18 protein-coding genes are annotated in these 20229 nt (G+C 67.7%); 9 read left to right on the plus strand and 9 right to left on the minus strand.

Features of this window, described 5'->3' with window-relative positions:
• Positions 1-400 precede the first annotated feature (400 nt).
• The 9 genes from FGX59_RS32815 to FGX59_RS32855 form a co-directional block, all read right to left on the minus strand.
• Positions 401-1525: a substrate-binding domain-containing protein gene (locus FGX59_RS32815; protein ID WP_240722829.1), complete on the minus strand. Its 1125-nt coding sequence runs from the start codon at positions 1523-1525 to the stop codon at positions 401-403.
• Positions 1526-1617: 92 nt separating this feature from the next.
• Entirely contained in the window at positions 1618-2556 is a 939-nt protein-coding gene (locus FGX59_RS32820) for an ABC transporter permease (protein ID WP_138472382.1), read from the minus strand.
• A 1-nt stretch (position 2557) separates the two neighbouring features.
• On the minus strand, positions 2558-3565 hold the full coding sequence (locus FGX59_RS32825) for an ABC transporter permease (RefSeq protein ID WP_138472384.1): 1008 nt from the start codon (positions 3563-3565) through the stop codon (positions 2558-2560).
• Complete coding sequence (locus FGX59_RS32830; RefSeq protein WP_138472386.1) at positions 3562-5121, minus strand: sugar ABC transporter ATP-binding protein; 1560 nt, start codon at positions 5119-5121, stop codon at positions 3562-3564. Before FGX59_RS32830 ends, FGX59_RS32825 begins: the two co-directional genes overlap by 4 nt.
• An 89-nt stretch (positions 5122-5210) precedes the next feature.
• Positions 5211-6377: a glycerol dehydrogenase gene (locus FGX59_RS32835; protein ID WP_138472388.1), complete on the minus strand. Its 1167-nt coding sequence runs from the start codon at positions 6375-6377 to the stop codon at positions 5211-5213.
• Positions 6378-6388: 11 nt separating this feature from the next.
• Complete coding sequence (locus tag FGX59_RS32840) at positions 6389-7180, minus strand: SDR family NAD(P)-dependent oxidoreductase (RefSeq protein ID WP_138472389.1); 792 nt, start codon at positions 7178-7180, stop codon at positions 6389-6391.
• A gap of 27 nt (positions 7181-7207) precedes the next feature.
• On the minus strand, positions 7208-8749 hold the full coding sequence (locus tag FGX59_RS32845; protein ID WP_138472390.1) for a GMC oxidoreductase: 1542 nt from the start codon (positions 8747-8749) through the stop codon (positions 7208-7210).
• A gap of 59 nt (positions 8750-8808) precedes the next feature.
• On the minus strand, positions 8809-10341 hold the full coding sequence (locus FGX59_RS32850; RefSeq protein WP_138472391.1) for a UxaA family hydrolase: 1533 nt from the start codon (positions 10339-10341) through the stop codon (positions 8809-8811).
• Positions 10338-11024, minus strand: a complete 687-nt coding sequence (locus FGX59_RS32855; RefSeq protein ID WP_138472392.1) for a GntR family transcriptional regulator — start codon at positions 11022-11024, stop codon at positions 10338-10340. The genes FGX59_RS32850 and FGX59_RS32855 overlap by 4 nt, the downstream gene beginning before the upstream one ends.
• A 176-nt stretch (positions 11025-11200) precedes the next feature.
• Here FGX59_RS32855 and FGX59_RS32860 point away from each other — a divergent pair, with 176 nt between their 5' ends.
• The 9 genes from FGX59_RS32860 to FGX59_RS32900 all read left to right on the plus strand — a co-directional run.
• Positions 11201-12352, plus strand: coding sequence for an iron-containing alcohol dehydrogenase (locus FGX59_RS32860; protein WP_138472393.1), 1152 nt, complete (start codon positions 11201-11203; stop codon positions 12350-12352).
• A 98-nt stretch (positions 12353-12450) separates the two neighbouring features.
• Entirely contained in the window at positions 12451-13500 is a 1050-nt protein-coding gene (locus FGX59_RS32865) for a sugar ABC transporter substrate-binding protein (RefSeq protein WP_138472394.1), read from the plus strand.
• Between the two features lie 93 nt (positions 13501-13593).
• Positions 13594-15108, plus strand: coding sequence for a sugar ABC transporter ATP-binding protein (locus tag FGX59_RS32870; protein ID WP_138472395.1), 1515 nt, complete (start codon positions 13594-13596; stop codon positions 15106-15108).
• Positions 15105-16076, plus strand: a complete 972-nt coding sequence (locus FGX59_RS32875; protein WP_138472396.1) for an ABC transporter permease — start codon at positions 15105-15107, stop codon at positions 16074-16076. The genes FGX59_RS32870 and FGX59_RS32875 overlap by 4 nt, the downstream gene beginning before the upstream one ends.
• A gap of 5 nt (positions 16077-16081) precedes the next feature.
• Positions 16082-17083: an ABC transporter permease gene (locus tag FGX59_RS32880; protein ID WP_138472405.1), complete on the plus strand. Its 1002-nt coding sequence runs from the start codon at positions 16082-16084 to the stop codon at positions 17081-17083.
• 11 nt (positions 17084-17094) lie between these two features.
• A complete protein-coding gene (locus tag FGX59_RS32885) occupies positions 17095-18132 on the plus strand; it encodes an aldo/keto reductase (protein WP_138472397.1) in 1038 nt (345 codons plus the stop codon).
• Positions 18133-18151: 19 nt separating this feature from the next.
• Entirely contained in the window at positions 18152-18583 is a 432-nt protein-coding gene (locus FGX59_RS32890) for an RbsD/FucU family protein (RefSeq protein WP_138472398.1), read from the plus strand.
• On the plus strand, positions 18580-19407 hold the full coding sequence (locus FGX59_RS32895) for an amidohydrolase (protein WP_138472399.1): 828 nt from the start codon (positions 18580-18582) through the stop codon (positions 19405-19407). The genes FGX59_RS32890 and FGX59_RS32895 overlap by 4 nt, the downstream gene beginning before the upstream one ends.
• A 78-nt stretch (positions 19408-19485) precedes the next feature.
• Positions 19486-20229: aldehyde dehydrogenase family protein (locus FGX59_RS32900; protein WP_138472401.1), on the plus strand; the 744-nt coding region annotated here is incomplete at its 3' end.

Genomic DNA, 20229 nt, shown 5'->3' on the forward strand with positions numbered 1-20229 from the left:
GGGCCCGTGATCGCGGCCGTCCCGCTTAGGCTGGTGGTTTTGAGGAATGGAGAACCACCCTTGTGCCGGGGCGCCATGTAACCGATCACCAGATGAGGCTCTTCATGATGCTGAGACAGGACCATCCCGTCGAGACCGCTGCGGCGAAGGCCGGGATGAGCCGGGCAAACGGCTACCGCATTTCCAGGGACCCTGTGTTGCGCTGTGCCATGAGCGCGCCCAGCCAGCTCAGGCCCAACAACGCCGACTCGAGGGAGCGGATCGCGCGGTAGGCGGTATTCGCAGCACGGAATGCCTTTTCGCCATCGGGCTCTTGTGCTCCCATCGCGACGATCTGGTGCGGTAGTCACGGACTGGACAATTTGGTTTGCCGACGGGACATCCCCGCCGGCGGTCGTTCTCAGAAGTCGTAGTTTTCGACGTTGCCGGCATTGAAGACCACCGGGTCGCCAAGCAGAACCTCGGAGCCGTTGACGATTTGCAGGGTTCCGAGGCGGCCGGCCTCCACAGTCGTATCGCCGGGCTTCAGCGTGCCGCCGACGGCGGCGCGCAGAACGTGGAGCGCCGCATAGCCCATATCCACCGGGCTCCAGAGCACCGCGTCTTCCATGCAGCCGGACTTGATGTAGGGGCGGATCGCGTTCGGGGTTGCAAGTCCCATGACCGCTACTTCGCCGCAGAGCTCGGCCTGGGTCACCGCTTCGGCGGCCGCCGGGGTCGCCACCGAGGTCATGCCGACGATCCCGTCCAGATCGTCACCGTACTTGTTGATCAGCGTCATCGCCTGGTTGAAGGACAGGATATTGTCCTCTTGCGCCTCGACAGACTCCAGCCACTCCATGTCCGGATGGCACTTGGACTGGTAGGCTTCCATCTCGGCGATCCAGCGCGCCTGGTTCGGCGTGGTGAAGGTGGAGGTGACAATTGCAAAGCTGCCGTCCTCGCCCACCTGCTGGGCCAGTTCGTCCATCAGCGTCTTGGCGACGCCGTTGAATTCGGCGGGGTTGATGAACCACTCGCGGGCGTCGGGCTCGGCGTCGCTATCGTATCCCACGACGTGGATGCCGGCGCCGAGCGCCTTCCGGAGGAGCGGCGCGATCGCCACCGGGTCGTTGGCGGCAAATAGGATGCCGTCTACGCCCGAGGTGATGTAGTTGTCGATCAGGGTGATCTGGTCGTCGATATTGGCCTGGGCCGGGCCATCGGTGGTGGCTGACATGTCGTCCATGTCACCGGCGGCCTCGGCCACGCCCGCGGAAGTGGCGTTGAAATAGCCGATGCCGACGAGCTTCGGCACGTCGACCACGCGCAGGTTCATTCCGGCCTTGGCGGTCGCATCCGCAGGCTGGCCCCCGTTGTAGGCCACCGGGGCTGGTGCGGGGGTGCTGGCGTCGCAGGACAGCGGGTTCGTGGGCAGGTCGTCGCCGCCGGTCCACTGGGCGAAGGCCGGTGCGGTGACCCCGGCGAGGGCGATGGCAGTGCTGCCGGCAAGGCCGGCAAGGCTGCGCAGGAACTGGGTTTTCAAGGTCTTTCTCCTCCGTTGGGTCCGCGAGATGCGGGGGGCCTCCTCGCCCCTTGGTGCCGCGGCAGGGGCCGCGGGTTGTGGCAGGACGCGTGTCAAGCGCGCGCCCGGCTTTCTGCGAAAGTGCTCGCCAGGAGCGTCAGGATCAGCACGACTCCGATCAGCACGATGGTGCCGTCGCCCTTGATGCCTGCAAGCGACAGGCCGCTTTCCAGCGCCTGGATCACCACTAGCCCCAGTACGGTGCCGATGATGGTGCCGCGGCCGCCGAAGATGCTGGTGCCGCCGAGCACCACCGCAGTGATGACGTCCAGCTCCAGCCCGGTGCCCATGTCGGACCGGGTGGTGGACACGCGGGACACGAAGATGATCGCCGCGAGCGAGGCGGCGAGCCCCGAGGCGGTGTAGACCGCGTATTTGGCGGCATCGACCGGCAGGCCGGCGAAGCGGGCGGCCGTCTCGCTGGATCCGATGGCGTAGACCGTGCGGCCCCAGCGGCTGTAGCCCAGGATCACCACGGCCACCGCCATTGCGGCCAGCAGGATCCACACCTGCACGGGCACCCCGGCAAAGCTGCCCTGGCCGATCTGGGCGAACCACTCGGGCCAGCCCCGGACCGAGCGGGCCTGGCTGATACCCTCGGCCAGGCCGCGGTAGAGCGCCAGCGTTCCCAGAGTGGCGATGAGCGGCGGCATGCCGAAACGCACGATGATGAAGCCGTTGAAGAGGCCGCAGAGCGCGCCGGAGAACAGGACCAGCACCATTGCAAGGGGCAATGGCATTCCCATTTTCTGCCAGAAGGTGCCCAGGAGCACCGCGGAGAGCCCCATGATCGAGCCCACGGACAGGTCGATGCCGCCCGAAGCGATGACGAAGGTCATCACCAGCGCCACCAGCGCGACTTCGGTCATCAGCCGGCCCTGGTTCATCAGGTTGGCAGGGGTCAGGAACTCGGCCGACTGCAGGGCGAGCACGGCGATGGCGAGGGCGGCAAGGACCGCGAGCACGGCCTCGTGGGAGTGGCGGTTGATCATGTCAGTGGCCTCCGGCCCGGGTTTCGCGGCGCCGCCGCATGACGTCGGCGAGTACGGTCAGAAGGATCAGCACCCCGATCAGCGCCCGGAGCCAGTAGGCCGAGACGTTGACGAAGATCAGCGCCGATCCGATTGCGGCGAAGAGGACGGCGGCGAGGCTGGCGCCGATCACGGTGCCGGTTCCGCCGAGGATCGACACGCCGCCGATCACCGCGGCGGTGATGATGACGAGTTCGAGGTTCGCAGGCGTGGTCGACTGGATCACCTGAAGCTGGGTCGCGAAAAGAAGCGTGGCGAGCCCGGCGAAGGCGCCGTGGATGGCGAAGACCGCGACGATGCGGCGGCGCACCGGGATGCCCACAGCGCGGGCGGCCTCGGCGTTTCCGCCGATCAGGTAGAGCGACCGGCCGAAGGCCGACATGCGCATCCAGACCGCTGCGGCGCTGGTCAGCACCACGCCCCAGACCAGCGGCATGGGCAGGCCCAGCACCTTCATTTTGGCCAGGAGGAAAGCGGGGGGCAGGTCGGAAATCCAGGCACCCCCGGTGACCGAGATCAGGCCGCCCTGCAGGATGGCCATCATGCCCAGCGACACCACGATAGAGGGGATCCCGGCATAGGCCACGAGCACGCCGGTCACGGAGCTGATCGCGGCGCCGCAGATCACCGGGGCGGCCCATGCGACCCACACGGGCGCGCCGCTGACCGCGATGGTGCCCGAGATGGTGGCGAGCACGCCGATCAGCGCGCCCACGGACAGGTCGATCTGGCGGATCACGATGATCATGGTCATGCCTATGGCCGCAACCGCGATATAGGCATTGCCGGAGAATACCGAGGTCATGTTGCGGGCGCTGACGAAGCGGGGATTGATCGTCCCCACCACGGCGAGCAGCACGAGAATGGCCAGCGCCACCAGGAGTTCGTGGCCGTATTCGCGCAGCACCCGGCGGAGCGCGCCGGTCATGGGGGCCCCGGCATCGGGCCGGTCGATGGTCATGTCGGTCATGGGCGCGCCCTCCCGTGCGCGGTGGTGCCGGTGCGACGGGTCATGGCGTGACCCACGGTCTGCGGCGTGGCTTCGCCGCGGGGCAGTTCGGCGGCGATGCGGCCCTCGGCCACCACCAGGACGCGGTCGGACATCGCCAGCACCTCGGGCAGTTCCGACGAGATCATCAGGATCGCCAGGCCCTGCTGGGCCATCTCGCCCATCAGCCGGTGGATTTCGGATTTTGCGCCGACGTCGATGCCGCGGGTGGGTTCGTCGAGGATCAGGAGCTTCGGCCGGGTCTCGAGCCACTTGGCGATGACGACCTTCTGCTGGTTGCCGCCCGAGAGCTGGCCCACGGGCTGCTCGATGCCGGCGGCGCGGACGCCCAACCGGCGGAAACCCTCGGCGGCGATGCGTTTCTCGTCGCCCTTGCGCAGGATGCCGCCGGGGCTGAGCCGGTCGAGCACCGCCATGGAGATGTTTTCCCGGATCGCCATGGGCTTCACCAGCCCCTGATGGCCACGGTCCTCGGGGACATAGGCGATGCCTGCGTCCCTTGCCGCCTTGGGCGAGCCGATCCTCACCTCCTGCCCGTCGATGGCGATGGTGCCCGAGGTGGCGGGCGTGATGCCGAACAGCGTCAGCGCCAGCTCGGTCCGTCCGGAGCCCACGAGCCCGGCAAGCCCGACGATCTCGCCCGCGCGCACGGTCAGGGTCGCGTCCTGCACCAGCGGACCGGAGCTGAGCCCGCGGACCTCCAGCACCGGGGCGCCGATCTGGGCTTCCACCTTGGGGAAGACCTGGTCGATGCTGCGCCCGACCATCATGGCGATCAGGTCCGCCTCGGAGGTGGCGGCGGCGTCCACGGTGCCCACGTACTGGCCGTCGCGCAGCACGGTCATGCGGTCGGAGATGCGGAAGATCTCGTTCATGCGGTGGCTGACGTAGACGATGCCGACGCCCCGGGCGCGGAGCCTGAGCACGATGTCCAGAAGCCGCTCGGCGTCCTTCTCTGCCAGCGCCGCGGTGGGCTCGTCGAGGATCAGCACCTTCGCGTTCTGGTTCAGGGCGCGGGCGATCTCCACCCGCTGGCGCATGGCGACCGAGAGGCTGGCCACCTTGGCGTCCACGTCGAGGTCGTGGCAGTCCAGATCGGCCAGAAGCGCGCGCGCCCGGCGGCGGACCAGGCCCCAGTCGATCATGCCCGCGCGGCTGCGCGGATAGCGGCCGGAGAACACGTTCTCCGCCACGGTCATCTCGCCGAACAGCAGAAGTTCCTGGTGGACCACGGCGATGCCGGCGGCGGTGGCGTCCCGGGCCGAGCCGAAGGCAACCTCGGACCCGCCGGCGGCAATGGTGCCCGAGGTGGGCCGGTGCATGCCCGCCAGCACCTTGACCAGCGTGGATTTCCCGGCGCCGTTCTCGCCCATGAGCGCATGAACCTCGCCGGATCGCAGGTCGAAGCGGACGTCCTTCAGCGCCTGCACCGGCCCGAAGGACTTGCTTATGTCGCGGAGCGACAGGACCGGCGCGTGCACGCCCGGGTCTGCCGCCTGCTGGGGGGCAAGCTGCATGGGTATCTCCTCCTGCCGTGTCTGGGTGAGGGCGGTCACGGCTCCGCCTCTCGGGGGGGGGCGCCGCCCGCGGTGGGGCGGCGGCTTGATCAGCGGCCGGTGATCGACCGGGCGATGACGTCGGCGGCGCGGATCGCATGGGCGATCTTCTGCGCATCGAGCGGGACCGGAACCGAGTGGATGACGCTTGCCGGGTCCATGGCGGCCTCGCCCACGCGCATGAGGTCCGCATCGGTGACGTCGGCGAGCCCGAGCTGGGACAGCGTCACGGGCAGGCCGATGGCGTCGCAGAAGGTCACCGCCTCGCGGACCTCCCCGGGGTCGCGGTTTTCCAGAACCAGCAGGCAGACGATGCCGAAGGCGACCTTCTCGCCGTGCATGAAGCTGTGCGTGGGCTCCAGCACGGTCAGGGCATCATGGACCCCGTGCGCCGCGGAGACGCCGCAGTTCTCGAAGCCGAGGCCCGAGAGCAGCGTGTTCGCCTCGATGATGTTCTCCACCGCCTGGGTCAGGCAGCCCGCCTTGGCCGCGTGGAAGGCGGCGACGCCGTCGCGCATCAGGGTGTCGTGGCAGGCCCGGGCAATCTGCGCCCCGGCAATCGACGGCGCATAGCCCCCGGCGACGTAGTTCCTCGACCGGCTCTCGAAGTTCGACCGGGCCTCCACCCAAGTCGACAGCGCATCGCCCATGCCGGCGGCAAGGAAGCGGACCGGGGCCTTCAGGATGACCTCGCTGTCCACCAGAACCACGTCGGGGTTCCTCGGGCTCTGTTCGACCCGGACATAGACTCCGTCCTCCGTGTAGATCACGCCAATGGCGCTGGTAGGGCTGTCGGTGGAGGCGATGGTGGGCACGGTCATGATCCGCGCGCCCACGTCGCGGGCGGTCAGCTTGGCGGTGTCGAGCGTCTTGCCGCCGCCCACGCCGATCACCACACCGGCCCCGGCCGCGCGGGCGGCCTCGACGCAGCGCGCGACCTCGGTGTCCGTGGATTCGCCGCCGAAACGTAGCGCGGTGACCCCAACGCCCGCCGCCCCGAGCGACGCCGAAAGGCCGTCGCCGTAGGTGTCCTGCACGAAGCCGTCCATCAGCAGGACCGCCTGGTCGGCCAGAGTCGCGGCATACCGACCGATGTCCTTCAGCACCCCCGGCCCCTGCACGTAGCGCAGGGGACCGCCATAGGCACGGGTGCTGCCGTAGAGCTTCTGCGGCGTCTTCGCCTCCGCGCGGATGTCCGCGGTCATGTCGTTTGCCATGGTGTCCTCCTTCAGCGCAGCGTCAGGCCGCCATCGATGGTGATGATCTCGCCGGTGGTGAAGCTCGAGCTTTCCGCTGCGAGATAGACGCAGGCGGAGACCAGTTCACGGGTTTCGCCAATCCGGTTCTGCACCGCGCCCTTGGCCCAGTGGTCGCGGACCACGCCGGGGTGCTCCTTCAGCACCTCGTCGGTCAGCTCGGTACGGATGTAGCCCGGCGCGATCGCGTTCACGCGGATGCCGTGTTCCGCCCATTCGGTGGCCAGGCACTTCGTCAGCATGTGCACGCCCGCCTTCGACACGTTGTAGGCGGCATGGCGGAACGGCCAGTTCACGATCCGCCCCGACATGGAGCCGATGGAGATGACCGAGCCGCCTCCGGCCGCGATCATATGGCGGCCCACGGCGCGGGACACGAGGAACACGCCGTCGAGGTTCACCGACATGGTGCGGCGCCAGTCGTCCAGGCTCTGGTCTTCGGCATTGGCAGGCAGCACGATGCCGGCGTTGTTGACGAGGATGTGGATGCGGCCCATGGCCTCCACCGCCTCGGCCACCAGCCGGTCCGCGTCCGCTTCCTGCGAAACATCCGCCTTGATGGCGAGGGCGCGGCGGCCCATGGCCTCGATCTCGGCCACCACCTCGGCGGCCCGGTCCGCGGCCGAGGCGTAGTTAACCACCACGTCGGCCCCCTGGGCGGCCAGTCCCAAGGCCAGTGTCTTGCCGATGCCGCGCGATGCCCCGGTGACAAGCGCCACCTTTCCGGTGAGGTCGAACAGACCCCCGGTCGTTTCGGTACTCATGGATTCCTCCCTGCAGGCGAGCCCTCCTCAGGCCGCCGTCGTCGTTGCCTTCAGCACGTTTGTCGCCAGATGCTCGGCCACGCGGACCGCCTGGGCGACGATGGTCAGGGACGGGTTGAACCCCGTCGAACTCGGCAGGAAGGACGCATCGACGACGTAGAGGTTGTCGAGGTCCCATGCCTTCGAATGCTGGTCCAGAACGGATGTCGCGGGGTCGGTCCCGAACCGCGCGGTGCCGCACTGGTGCATGGACACGGTGATGTCCATCTTCTGTGTCAGGATGATGGGGTACCCGAGCGACCGCATGACCTTCGACCAGTGGCGCACCAGTTCGTTGTGGGCCTTCAGGTTGTTCGCGGTGTAATTCACCCGGATGGTGCCGTCGGAGTCGAGCGTGATGCGGTTTTCCGGATCGGGCAGGTCCTCGGACATGATCCACCAGTCGACGGAGCGCTCGGCGAAACGGTCCATCAGCCACTCGGGGATGAAGGGCACGTTCGCGGTCAGCATCCCGCCCTGCAGCTTGCCGAGGCCCTGGACATTGCCCATGGGGTAGGGCCGGACCTCGTTGGCCAGGTAGAAGTCGTTGATGGCGATGGATTTCTGGAAGGTCACCTTGTTCTTGCGGAACGGGTGCACTGCCATCATCGCGGTGTTGTTGTGGGCCATGTAGTTGCGGCCGAGCTGGTCGGAGCTGTTGTTGCCCAGACCGGTCGGGTGCTTGTCATTGGCTGAGCGCAGCAAGAGCGCCGCGGAGTTGATCGCGCCGGCGGCAGAGATGAAGAGGTCGCCGTGGATGGTGCGGCGGTGGCCGTCCTGCTCCACTTCCACCCCGGTGACGCGGCGGCCCGAGGGGTCGGTGACGAAGCGCAGCGCCTTGGTTTCCAGCACTAGGTCCACGAGTCCGGTCTGAAGGGCAGGGCCCACGAGCCGCACCTCGGCATCGTTCTTGGCGCCGAGCTTGCAGGCAAAGCCGTCGCAAGTGGCGCAGCGGATGCAAGCGCCGCCCTCGTGGCGGTCGATGGCGATGGGCAGCGGGAAGGGCTTCAGCCCCTTCTCGCGCAGCCTGCCTGCGATCGCCTCGATCTCGGGCTCGTGGCCGATGGCGGGGTAGGGGAAGGGACCAGAGCGCGGCGGCTCGATCGGATCGGCCCCGGCAGTGCCGTGGGTGCCCATCAGCCGTTCGGCTTCGTCGTAGTAGGGCGCGAACTCGTCGTAGCAGACCGGCCAGGCCGGGGCGACGCCGTCCTCGTGCTCAAGGTCCTCGAAATCCTCCTTGCGGAACCGCACGGTCGCCGCCCCGAAGAACTTGGAGTTGCCGCCCACGTAGTAGAAGGTCGAGGGGTTGAACGCCTTGCCGCTGCGGTCGCGCCAGGTCTCGGCGGTGGTGTACTTCTTCTCGTGGAACACTGCCTTGACCGACCAGTTGTCGGCCTCCCTGGGCAGATAGGTCCCGCGCTCGATCACCAGAACCCGCGCGCCAGTTGCGGCCAGCCTGTTGGCCATGGCGCCGCCGCCGACGCCGGAGCCGACGATGATCACGTCGTAGAATCGTTCCGTCATATCCATGTCGAAGCCTCCTCCTGCTTCGTGGCCGCGGGTCGCGAGGACCGCTGCGGCCGGTCGCATTACATCACTGCGCCCACCTGCCAGGGCACGAATTCGTTGTCGCCGTAGCCCAGCTCCTCGCTGGCGGTGTGCCGCCCCGACGCGGTGGCGAGCATCAGCGCGAAGATCCGCTCGCCCAGGGCCTCGATGGTCTCCTCCCCGGTGACGACGGTACCGCAGTCGATGTCCATGTCCTCGGACATGTGCTTGTACATCTCGGAATTGGTGGCGAGTTTCAGGGACGGGGTCGGCTTGAACCCCGAGACCGAGCCGCGGCCGGTGGTGAAGGCGATCAGGTTCGCTCCCCCCGCCACCTGGCCTGTGACCGCCACCGGGTCGTAGCCAGGGGTGTCCATGAACACGAGCCCCTTCGAGGTCACCCGTTCGGCGTATTCATAGACCGCCTCCAGCGGACCCGAGCCGCCCTTGGCCACTGCGCCCAGCGATTTTTCCAGGATGGTGGTCAGACCGCCCTGCTTGTTGCCGTGGCTGGGGTTGTTGTCCATCTCGGCGTGGTTGCGGGCCGCATAGTCGCGCCACCACTCGATCCGCTCGAGGAGCTTCTCCGCCACCTCCGGCTTCGCGGCACGGCGGGTCAGCAGATGCTCGGCGCCGTAGATCTCGGGGGTTTCCGACAGGATCACCGTGCCGCCTGCGCGGATCAGCAGGTCGGCGGCATGGCCGAGGCCGGGGTTCGCCGAGATCCCCGAATAGCCGTCGGAGCCGCCGCATTCGAGCGCCAGCACCAGCTCGTCGGCCGGAACGGTTTCGCGGTGCACGGCGCCCACCAGCGGCATCATCCGCTCCACCGCCTCGATTCCCGCGGCGACGGTGCGGCGGGTGCCGCCCACCGCCTGGATGGTCATGGTCTGCAGCCGGTCGCCTTCCGCCAGGCCTTCACGCTCGAGGATCGCCGGGATCTGGTTGGTCTCGCAGCCCAGGCCGATCATCAGCACGCCGCCGACGTTGGGGTGGGTCGCATAGCCGGCGATGGTGCGGGTCAGGTAGTCGTAGCCTTCGGTCCTGGTGTTGAAGGCGCAGCCCCCGCCGTGGGTCAGGCCGATGACGCCGTCGACGCCGGGAAAGCCGGCCATGACCTCGGGGGTGAAATGCGCCGCGACCGCCCGGGACACCGTGGCCGAGCAGTTGACCGAGCTGATCACCACCACGTAATTGCGTGTCCCCACCCGTCCGTCGGCACGCCGGTATCCCTCGAATGTGGCTTCCGCGACGACCTCCGGCAGGGGCCGGTAATCGGCGCAGAAGGCGTGGTCGCGCATGAACTCGCCTACGGCCAGATTGTGCGTGTGCACGTGGTCGCCGGCGGCAATGTCCGTGGTGGCAAAGCCGATGATCTGGCCGTACTTGACCACCTGCTGGCCCGCGGCAACCGGGGCCAGCGCCATCTTGTGGCCGCGCGGGATCGTGCCCGAGGGAAGGATCCCGTCGATCGGCCCGGTTTCGCGCGGGTCGATCCTCTGCCGGGCCACCGCCACGTTGTCCTGCGGGTTCAGCAGGATCAGCGGTGGAACGAAATTCTGCTTGATGGTCACTGTCCGGGCTCCTCCACGAATAATCCCTTTCCCAGCCTCAGAAGCCCGGCCATCACGTCGAACGACGATTCGAGATGGATGCGCATCGCCAGCTCCGCCTGGTCCGGCTTGCCGCGCTTGAGGGCCTCGACGATCTGGATGTGCTGGTCCGTCACCCGGGCCAGATGCCCTGGGACCGGTGCCGAGAGCTGGCGCATGCGGTCGAGGTCCACCTTCGCCATCGAGATGAACTTCCACAGCCGGGTCATGCCGCTCATCTTGGCGATGGTGCTGTGCAGGGCGTCGTCGGCGTCGATATAGGTGTCCAGAAGGTCCTGGTCGACGATCTGCTGCATCCTGACGGTGATCGCGTCGAGTTCCCTGACCAGCTCCGGGCTTTTGCCTGCCCGTTCGGCAGCCCGCCGGACCCCTTCGATTTCCAGCGCCCTGCGGATCACGAATCCTTCTTCCGCGCCGGCGAAGGAGATCTGGCTGACATAGGTTCCCGAATGGGGAATCACGTTCACCAGCCCTTCTTCGGCAAGCTTCTGGATAGCTTCCCGCACCGGGGTCCGGGAGACTCCGTAGGCGGCGCAGAGCTCTTTCTCAGAAATCGGCGCCCCCGGTCTCATCTCCAGCATCACGATGGCGCGGCGGAGTAACTCATATATCTGTCCGGATTTCTGCGGCTGCTTTTGTTGCATGCATTTCCCTCCCGCATGGCCATATAATCCACAAATAAGGGGAAAGTGCAATCTCAAATCTTGCCCGTTGACAAACTCATATATTGGTTGCAGGGTTGCCAATATATGAGTTCGGTGTTGATCTGGCATTGAGGAGTGCCGCGCCGACAGAGCAGAAGCTGATCTGGGAGGATCGCATGAACATTCGCACCACCCCCGAGGCGGGGCATGGAACCGTGTCCGGAACCATCGGCTACCTCACCCGCATCGAGTTCGGGGAAGGCAGCATCGCCCGCCTCCCGGCGCTACTGGCGGAGCTTGGCGTCACCCGGCCCCTGATCGCCACCGACAAGGGCCTCGCGGCCACCGGCATGATCTGCCGTGTCACCGCCGGACTCGAGACCGCAACGGTGTTCGACGGCACGCCGCCGAACCCGACCGAAGACGCAGTGATGGCCGCATTGGAGATGTACAGGGCCGGGGACTGCGACGGAATCGTCGGAATCGGCGGCGGTTCCTCGCTCGACTTGGCCAAGGCCGTCCGCATCCTCACCGGACACCGGCCGCCGCTAGATCAGTACGCGGCGGTCAACGGCGGGGTCGCGAAGATCCACGGCAATATCTGCCCGCTGATCGCCGTGCCCACAACCGCCGGCACAGGATCCGAGGTGGGCCGTGCGGCGGTCATCATCACCGCGGAGGGCCGCAAGCTCGGCATCCTGTCGCCCCACAACCTGCCGAACATCGCGCTGTGTGATCCGGAGCTGACCTACGGGCTGCCGCCGATGCTGACCGCGGCAACGGGGATGGATGCGATCTCGCACTGCCTGGAAACCTACATGGCGCCTTCGTTCAACCCGCCTGCCGAGGCGATCGCGCTGCACGGGCTTGACTGCGGACTGCGCGCGATCGAGGCAGCCACGGCCGACGGCGCCGATATATCGGCTCGCCGGGACATGATGGTCTGTGCCCTGGAGGGCGCGATGGCGTTCCAGAAGGGGCTGGGGGCGGTCCATGCGCTGACTCATCCGCTGGGCGCCATCCGCGAACTCAACCTGCACCACGGCACGCTCAACGCCGTGCTCATGCCCGAGGTCCTGCGCTTCAATCGCGAAGTCATCGGCGCGAAATGGGACGTTCTGGCCGGTCGCTTCGGCGGCGATCCGGCGGAGAAATGCGCCGAGCTGAACCAGCGCCTGGGCATGCCGTCGGGGCTCGGAGCCATGGGGGTCACCGAGGCGATGATGGAAGAGGTGTCCCGCGCGGCGATGAAGGACCATTGCCACGGCACCAATCCGAAGATCGCCACCGAGGCAGAGTATCTGGACATCCTGCGCCGCTCGGCCTGAGCGCGCATCGGAGACCGGCGGTCCCGCAAGGGGACGCCGCACCCTTTCCGGGAGGCGGAAGGGCAACCGGGGCGTGCGCCCCGAACGGGAGGACAGACATGACCGAAGAATTCACCGCAAAGCCCCAGTTCGTGACCGAACACAGCGGCATCAAGCTGACCCGCCGCGGCCTGCTCAGCGCAGGAGCCGCGGCCACCGTGGCCGCGACGCTCCTGCGTCCGGGGATGGCGCGCGCGCAGTCCGACGACGACATGAAGTTCTGCGCCTCTCTCGGCTGGACCGTGTGGGAATCCGGCCGCCACATCGTCAACGGCTACAAGGACGCCGTGTCGCTTCTGGGCGGCGAGCTGACCATCGCGGACGCGAATTACGACGTGAAGAAGCAGGCGGACCAGATCCTCGCCTTCGTCGAGTCGAAGCCAACCGCGATCTTCATCACCCCGGCAGACGCGGCGGCGATCTCCCCGGCAGTGCAGCAGGCGGTGGCCTCGGGCATCCCGATCTTCATCGGCGACAGCTACGTGCCGAACACCACCGTGACGTCGACCGCCATGTCGAACAACTTCGGCCTCGGAGCATATCCCGCGCAGTACATCGTCGACCAGCTCGGCGGGCCAGGAAAGGTGGCGCTGGTGTCGCTGCCCTCGAACGAGAGCTGGGACCAGCGGACGCTGGGCGCAAAGTCGGTGTTCGTGCGCAACCCGGGGATCGAGATCGTCTCGGAAATCGCCTTTGCCCTGGGCGGCTCCACCACACCGCGCCAGGTCGTCGACCAGATCCTGACCGCGAACCCCGAACTCGACGCCATCTGGTGCGCCTGGGACGGCGCCGCCTCCGAGGGGATGCTGGCCATCCGCGCTTCGGGCCGCGACGTGATGATCACCGGCATCGACGGCGGCCAGCAGAGCTTCGAGTACATCGCCGCCGGGTCGCCCTTCAAGATCACCATGGCGCAGAGCTTCTACGAGATGGCCTACATGAACGCCTTCTACGCCGTCGAAGTCGCCAAGGGCCGGAGTGCCCCCCGCTTTGTCATCACCCCGACCTACGCGGTTACCCAGGAAAGCCTCGCCGGGCTCGACGAGATGCCCGACACCTACGACCAGCCGGGCGAGGCCGCCAAGATCGGCTGGAACCGGGTGCTCTGAAACCCTCCCTCCGGCCCGGATCCGTCCGGGCCGGTCATTCCAGCAGTTCTGCCCGCAGGAGGGGCGGGACAATCCAGCGACAGGGAGGACAGGATGGAAACGGACAGCTTTCTCTCGATGCGGGGCATCGGGAAGACCTTCGGGGACGTGCGCGCCCTGAGAGAGGTCGATTTCGGACTTCGCAGGGGCGAGATACATGCCCTGCTCGGGGTGAACGGGGCCGGGAAGTCGACCCTGATCAAGATCCTCTCGGGAGTGTATTCGAAGGATGCCGGCAGCATCCGCATCGCGGGCGAGGAGTTCGCGCTGGGAACGCCGCGTGCAGCCATCGACGCGGGGATCGCCGTGGTGCAGCAGCACCCCGAGCTGGTGGGCGACCTGTCAGGCGCCGAGAACATCTTCCTCGGCCAGGAAAGCGAACGTCCGGGGTTCCTTGCCCGGGTCGACCACGCCGAGATCCGGCGCAAGGCACAGGCGCTCCTTTCACGGTTCCCCATCGAGATCGATCTCGGCAAGCCGGTGGGCGAGATGTCTGCGGTCGACCGCGAGATCGTCGCCATCCTCCACGCACTCCGGCTGGAGAACGCGCGCATCCTGATCCTGGACGAGCCGACCTCCACCCTCACTGAGCGCGAGAAGCAGTCGCTCTTCGGCATGATGGAGACGCTGAAGGCGCAAGGCCTGGCCATCATCTATATCACCCATCACCTCGACGAGGTGTTCGAGATCGCCGACCGCTTCACCGTGTTCCGCGGCGGTCGCAACGTCGCCACCCACCGGGTGGACGAGGCGCGCGGCGGGGCGATCTCCATCCCGAACCTTATGCTCGACACCGTGGCGGGCCACGTTTTCCCGCCGCATTCCGACCGGACCGACGGGCAGGTGGTGTTCGAGGCACGGGGCCTCGGGCGCACGGACGAATTCCGCGGCATCGACCTCACGGCGCGCAAGGGCGAGATCCTCGGGATCTTCGGGCTGGTGGGATCGGGGCTCGACGAGCTGTCGAAGACGCTGTTCGGCGTGCTCCAGCCCGACACCGGGGAGCTGCGGCTTCACGGCCAGCCGGTGATGTTCCGTTCCCCGGCGCAGGCGCTGAAGGCGGGCGTGTTCCTCGTGCCCGGCGACCGGCGCACCGAGGGGCTGTCGATGCAGGAGGACGTGGTGTTCAACACAACCGTCGCCAACCTCGGCCGCGCCTCGGCAGGCGGCTTCCTGCGCTTCGGCAGGAACCGCCGCGATGCCATGGCGCTGGCCGAGCGGGTTGACCTGCAGCCGAGGAAATTGAACCGTCCGCTCCGGGGCTTCTCGGGCGGCAACCAGCAGAAGGTGGTTGTCGCCAAGGGACTCTACCGGCAGTCCGATGTCTACATCTTCGTTGAGCCCACGGTGGGTGTCGACATCGGTGCGCGCGCCAAGATCTACGGGCTGATGCGCGAACTGTCCGAGACCGCCGCCGTGATCGTCATGTCGTCCGACTGTGACGAGGTCTTCGGCGTCGCCGACCGCTGCGTCGCGCTCTACAAGGGGGCGCCCATGGGCAGCCCCTCCCGCGACCTGACACGTGACCACCTGCTGCATGCCGGCATCATGGGAGACCCCGCGCGATGACCCGTTCCGCCCTTCTCGTCCGCATTCTGGCCTTCGTCGGCGTGGTCTGCGTGATCGCGCTCCTGTTCTGGAGCCAGAACCCCGCGTTCCTGTCCACCGGCAACATCCGAGCGCTCCTGCGCCACATGTCCGTCAACGGGCTGGCGGCGCTGGGGCTGACCTTCGTCATCGTGGTGCGCCATTACGACCTCAGCTTTCCCGGCGTCGCCTCCTTCGGAGCGATGACCATGGGCTGGCTGATCGCGGTGGGGCAGCCCCTGGCGGTGGCCATCGGCGGAGGCCTCTTCGTCGGGCTGCTCTTCGGCCTCGCGAACGGTGCCATGGTCGCACGCTTCAAGCTGCCGGACATCGTGACCACCATCGCCACCGGCGGGCTGGCCATCGGCTTCAGCTATTTCTACTCGAACGGCACGTCGATTTCGAAGAACTTCTTCATGTCAGGGCTTCTCGACATCAACGACGGGCGATTCCTCGGGATGGACAGGCCGTTCGCGATCCTCCTCGGCGCGGCACTCCTGGGCGGGCTGATCCTGCACGGGTCGCGCTTCGGCCGGGCGTTCTATGCCACCGGCGAGAACCCGGTCTCGGCCTACTACTCGGGCGTCCCGGTGCGTGCCATGATTGCCGCTGCCTTCGCCATCTGCGGGCTCTGCGCGTGCCTGTCCATCGTGCTGCTCGTGGCGTCCTCGGGAGCGGCCAACGTCTCGGCGGGCACCCAGCTCCTGATGCCGGCCTTCGCCGCGGTCTATCTCGGCTCGGCGCTGTTCGGGCGCACCTCGATCCCCGCGACGCTGGCCGGAACCATGATGATGTCGCTCATGCTCAACGGCTTCACCCTGCTCGCGATCCCCTACTTCTACTCCGACGCCATCGTCAGCACCGTGCTGATCCTCGCCATCGCCGGCTTCGATCCCCGCGTCTCCGGCGCGATACGGGCGGCGCTTTCCCGCAAGGAGACCCTCGCGTGACCTACATGACCCAGTCTTCGCTGGACACCCGTTCCGGAACGCCGGGGCGCGCGGTCCTCCCGGGCCGGAGCCTGATGCGCTACGGCTTCTTCCTCCTGATTGCCGTGGTCTTCGTGATCTTCGCGCTGCTGCGCCCGACCTTCGTGGCCCCGGGCAACATCCACGGCATGCTGATGTCGGCGTCCATCGCGGCGCTGATGTTCCTCGGGCTGACCTGGCTGATCGCCGCCGGAGAGATCGACGTGTCCTTCATGTCGGTGGCGGCGCTGGCCAACATGACCGTGGCGGGGCTGGTATCCAGCGGCGCGGGCTGGCCGCTCGCCACGCTCGGCGGGCTTGCCATCGGTGCGGTCTTCGGCGGGCTAAACGCCGGGCTGGTGGCATGGCTGAGGCTGCCCGCGCTGGTCATCACCATCGCCTCTGGCGCGCTCGCGGCCTCCATCGCCGCAGCCATCGGGCTCGGCACCTCGATCAGCCTCTCGACCACCGGCTTCGTCGGCGGGTTCCTGGACCTGCGCGTCGGCATCCTGCCAGTGCTGGCCCTCGCGGTGGCGGCGCTCTACGCCGGGGCCTGGCTTGCGCAGGAACGCCTGACCTTCGGGCGCTACATCTACGCCATGGAGCAGAACCGCGCCGCCGTCGAAGAGGCCGGTGTGCCAGTCAACAGGCTCCTGTTCGTGCTGTTCCTGCTCTCGGGCCTCATGTCGTCGCTTTCGGGCGTCCTGCTGGCGGCGAACCTCAGCTCCGGCCAACCCTATCTCGGCACGTCCTACTTCCTCGACGGGCTGACCGCGGTGCTCCTGGGCGGCATGGCGCTGAAATTCGGCAAGCCCAACGTGCTCGGCACGCTCGCTGCGGTGATCTTCCTCACCGGGCTCCTGAACGGCGCGGCTCTCCTGGGCTGGACCGACAGCCAGCGCCAGATCGTGCGCGGCTCGCTTCTTCTCATCGGCGTCGGGCTCGTGGTCTTCGCGCGCGCCCGCACCCGGAAACGTCACCCGGCCTGAAGGATCGTTCCATGACCCTGACCGCTTCCACCCTCCGCCCCGTCTCTGACACCGGGCTTTCCGTCACCGCGCTCGGCATCGGCTCGGCGCCGCTCGGCGGGCTCTACGCCGACGTTCCCAAAGCCGACGCGCTCGCCACGCTCGAGGCCGCCTGGGACTGCGGCATCCGCTATTTCGACACCGCGCCCATGTACGGGTTGACCCGGTCCGAGCACCTCGTCGGCCACGTGCTGCGGGAAAAGGACGACAGCTACATGCTGTCCACGAAGGTCGGGCGGCTGATGACCACCACTCGCGCCGGGCGACAGCTGCCCCCCGAGCCGCCGAAGAACCCGCTCGACCCCGGGTTCTGGAACGCGCTGCCGTTCCGCGAGGTCTTCGACTATTCCTATGACGCAGTGATGCGCAGCTACGACGACAGCCAGCAGCGCCTGGGCCTGAACCGCATCGACCTGCTCTATGTCCACGACATCGGCCCGGTCACCCATGGCGAGCTGAACGCCCGCCACTGGGAGGCCCTGACCAAGGGCGGCGGCTTCCGCGCGCTGCGGGAGCTGAAGGCCGCCGGCGACATCAAGGGTTTCGGGCTCGGCGTAAACGAGTGGGAGGTGATCCGGGACGCCCTGGAGGAAACCGACCTCGACTGCTGCATGCTGGCCGGACGCTACTCGCTCCTCGACCGCGACGCCGAAGAGACCTTCCTGCCGATCGCGCAGAAGCGGGGCGTCGCACTGGCGCTCGGCGGGGTCTACAACTCCGGCATCCTCGCGGCGCCGAAGGGCGGGCGGAAGAAGTTCAACTACGCCGACGCCCCCGCCGAGGTGGTGGCCCGGGTCGAGGCGCTGCGCGGAGTCTGCGACGACCACGGCGTGCCGCTGGCCGCCGCCGCCATCCGCTTCCCCATGCGCCATCCGGCGGTCACCTGCGTGGTGATCGGTGCAAAGACCCCGGCACAGCTCCGCCAGAACGTCGACTGGTTCGGCGAGGACCTGCCCGACGCGCTGTGGCGCGATCTCGACGACGCACTCCTGCGCGCCGAAGCTGCCTGACCTCCAGGGAGACAAGACCATGCTCAAATCCGTCGACCCGATCCTGACCGGCGACCTTCTGAAGATCCTCTGCGACATGGGCCATGGCGACGAGATCGTCCTGACCGACGCCAACTTCCCGGCCGAGACCGTGGCGCAGCGCCTGGTGCGCCTGCCCGGGATCGGCGCCGACCGTGTGGCAGGCGCCGTCCTGTCGGTGATGCCGCTCGACGATTTCGTCGAGGCCCCCGCCGCCGCCATGGCCTGCCCGGACGGCCGCCCGCCGGTCTATGACGATTTCGACCGGGAACTGGCCTCGGCCAACGGCGGGGCCGTGACTATGGAGGAAATCGACCGCTTTGCCTTCTACGAACGCGCCCAGTCGGCCTATGCTGTCGTCTCCACCGGTGAACGGCGGCTCTATGCCAACCTGATCCTGAAGAAGGGAGTCCTGAGGGAGAACCCCGCATGATCATCGACGCGCATCACCACTTCTGGCAGGTGGATCGCGGCGACTACGGCTGGATGACCCCGGACCTGACGCCGCTCCTGCGGGACTTCGGCCCCGAAGACCTGGCGCCGCTCAACACCGCTGCCGGAGTCTCGGGGACCATCCTCGTGCAGGCGGCGGAGACGGAAGCGGAGACAGACTTCCTCCTCGGCATCGCCGACCGCACTCATTTCGTCGCCGGTGTCGTCGGCTGGCTCGACATGACAGCACCGGACTTCGCTGCCCGGCTCGATCTCTACGAGGCACATCCGAAATGGCTCGGCCTGCGCCCGATGCTCCAGGAACACGACCCTGACCTGATCGGCAGTCCCGCCTTCAGGAATGCGCTGGCCGAAGTGGCGCGGCGGGACACGCCTTTCGACATCCTGACCTTTCCGCGCCACCTTCCTGCAATGCTCGATGCGCTCGCCGGGGTGCCGACTCTGAGGGGCGTGGTCGACCACCTGTCAAAGCCCGACATGACTGCGGGAGATCTCGGCCAGTGGGGCATCGATATCGCGGCCCTGGCGGCACATCCGCGGCTGATGTGCAAGGTTTCGGGCATGGTGACAGAGGCCGGCCCCGGATGGAGTGCCGACCGTATCCGCCCCTACCTGCGACACGTGGCCGAGGCCTTCGGGCCGGACCGGCTGATCTTCGGCACCGACTGGCCGGTCTGCACGCTTGCGGCGACCCATGGTGAGGTGGTCGACCTTGCCCGCACGTTGCTGGGTGAAGTTTTCGAGGCGGATGACCTCGCCAAGGTGTTCGGCGAGAACGCCCGACGTTTCTACAAGCTGGCCTGATCTCCCGAGGCCAGAAGCGCCAGCCCCTTCCCCGGGCTGGCGCAAATTTCTCGCGCAGCGTCCCGAAAGGACTCCCTCATGCTCGATAACAATTCCTTCACGCCGCATGGCAAGCACCTGATCGCCGGCGAATGGGTGGCGGGGGACCAGACCTTCGCCTCCGAGCCCGCCCATGGCCCGGCGCATGACTTCTCCGTCGGCATCGTCGCGCTGGTAGACCGCGCCTGCGAGGCCGCCGAGGAGGCGTTCTGGACCTACGGCTACACGACGCGCGAGGCGCGCGCCGCCTTCCTCGAGGCGATCGCCGACGAGATCGAGGCCCGCGCCGAAGCCATCACCGAGATCGGCTCCCAGGAAACCGGCCTGCCCGAGGGCCGGCTGCAGGGCGAGCGCGGCCGGACGACCGGCCAGCTGCGGCTCTTCGCCAGCCATATCCGCACCGGCGACTATCTCGACCGCCGCCATGACGAGGCGCTGCCAGAGCGCGCACCGCTGCCGCGGCCGGACCTGCGGATGATCCAGCGGCCGATCGGCCCGGTCGCCGTCTTCGGCGCCTCGAACTTCCCGCTCGCCTTCTCGACCGCGGGCGGCGACACCGCCGCCGCGCTCGCCGCAGGCTGCCCGGTCGTCGTCAAGGGCCACTCGGCCCATCCCGGCACCGGCGAGATCGTCGCCGAGGCGATCCATGCCGCAATCGCGAAAACCGGCATGCCCGCGGGCGCCTTCTCATTGATTCAAGGCGGAAAAAGGGATGTCGGCACCGCGCTCGTGCAGCATCCGCTGATCAAGGCGGTGGGCTTCACCGGCTCGCTCGGCGGCGGC

Origin of the sequence: Poseidonocella sp. HB161398 (genome assembly GCF_005870025.1) — a bacterium.
Classification (GTDB): domain Bacteria; phylum Pseudomonadota; class Alphaproteobacteria; order Rhodobacterales; family Rhodobacteraceae; genus Mangrovicoccus.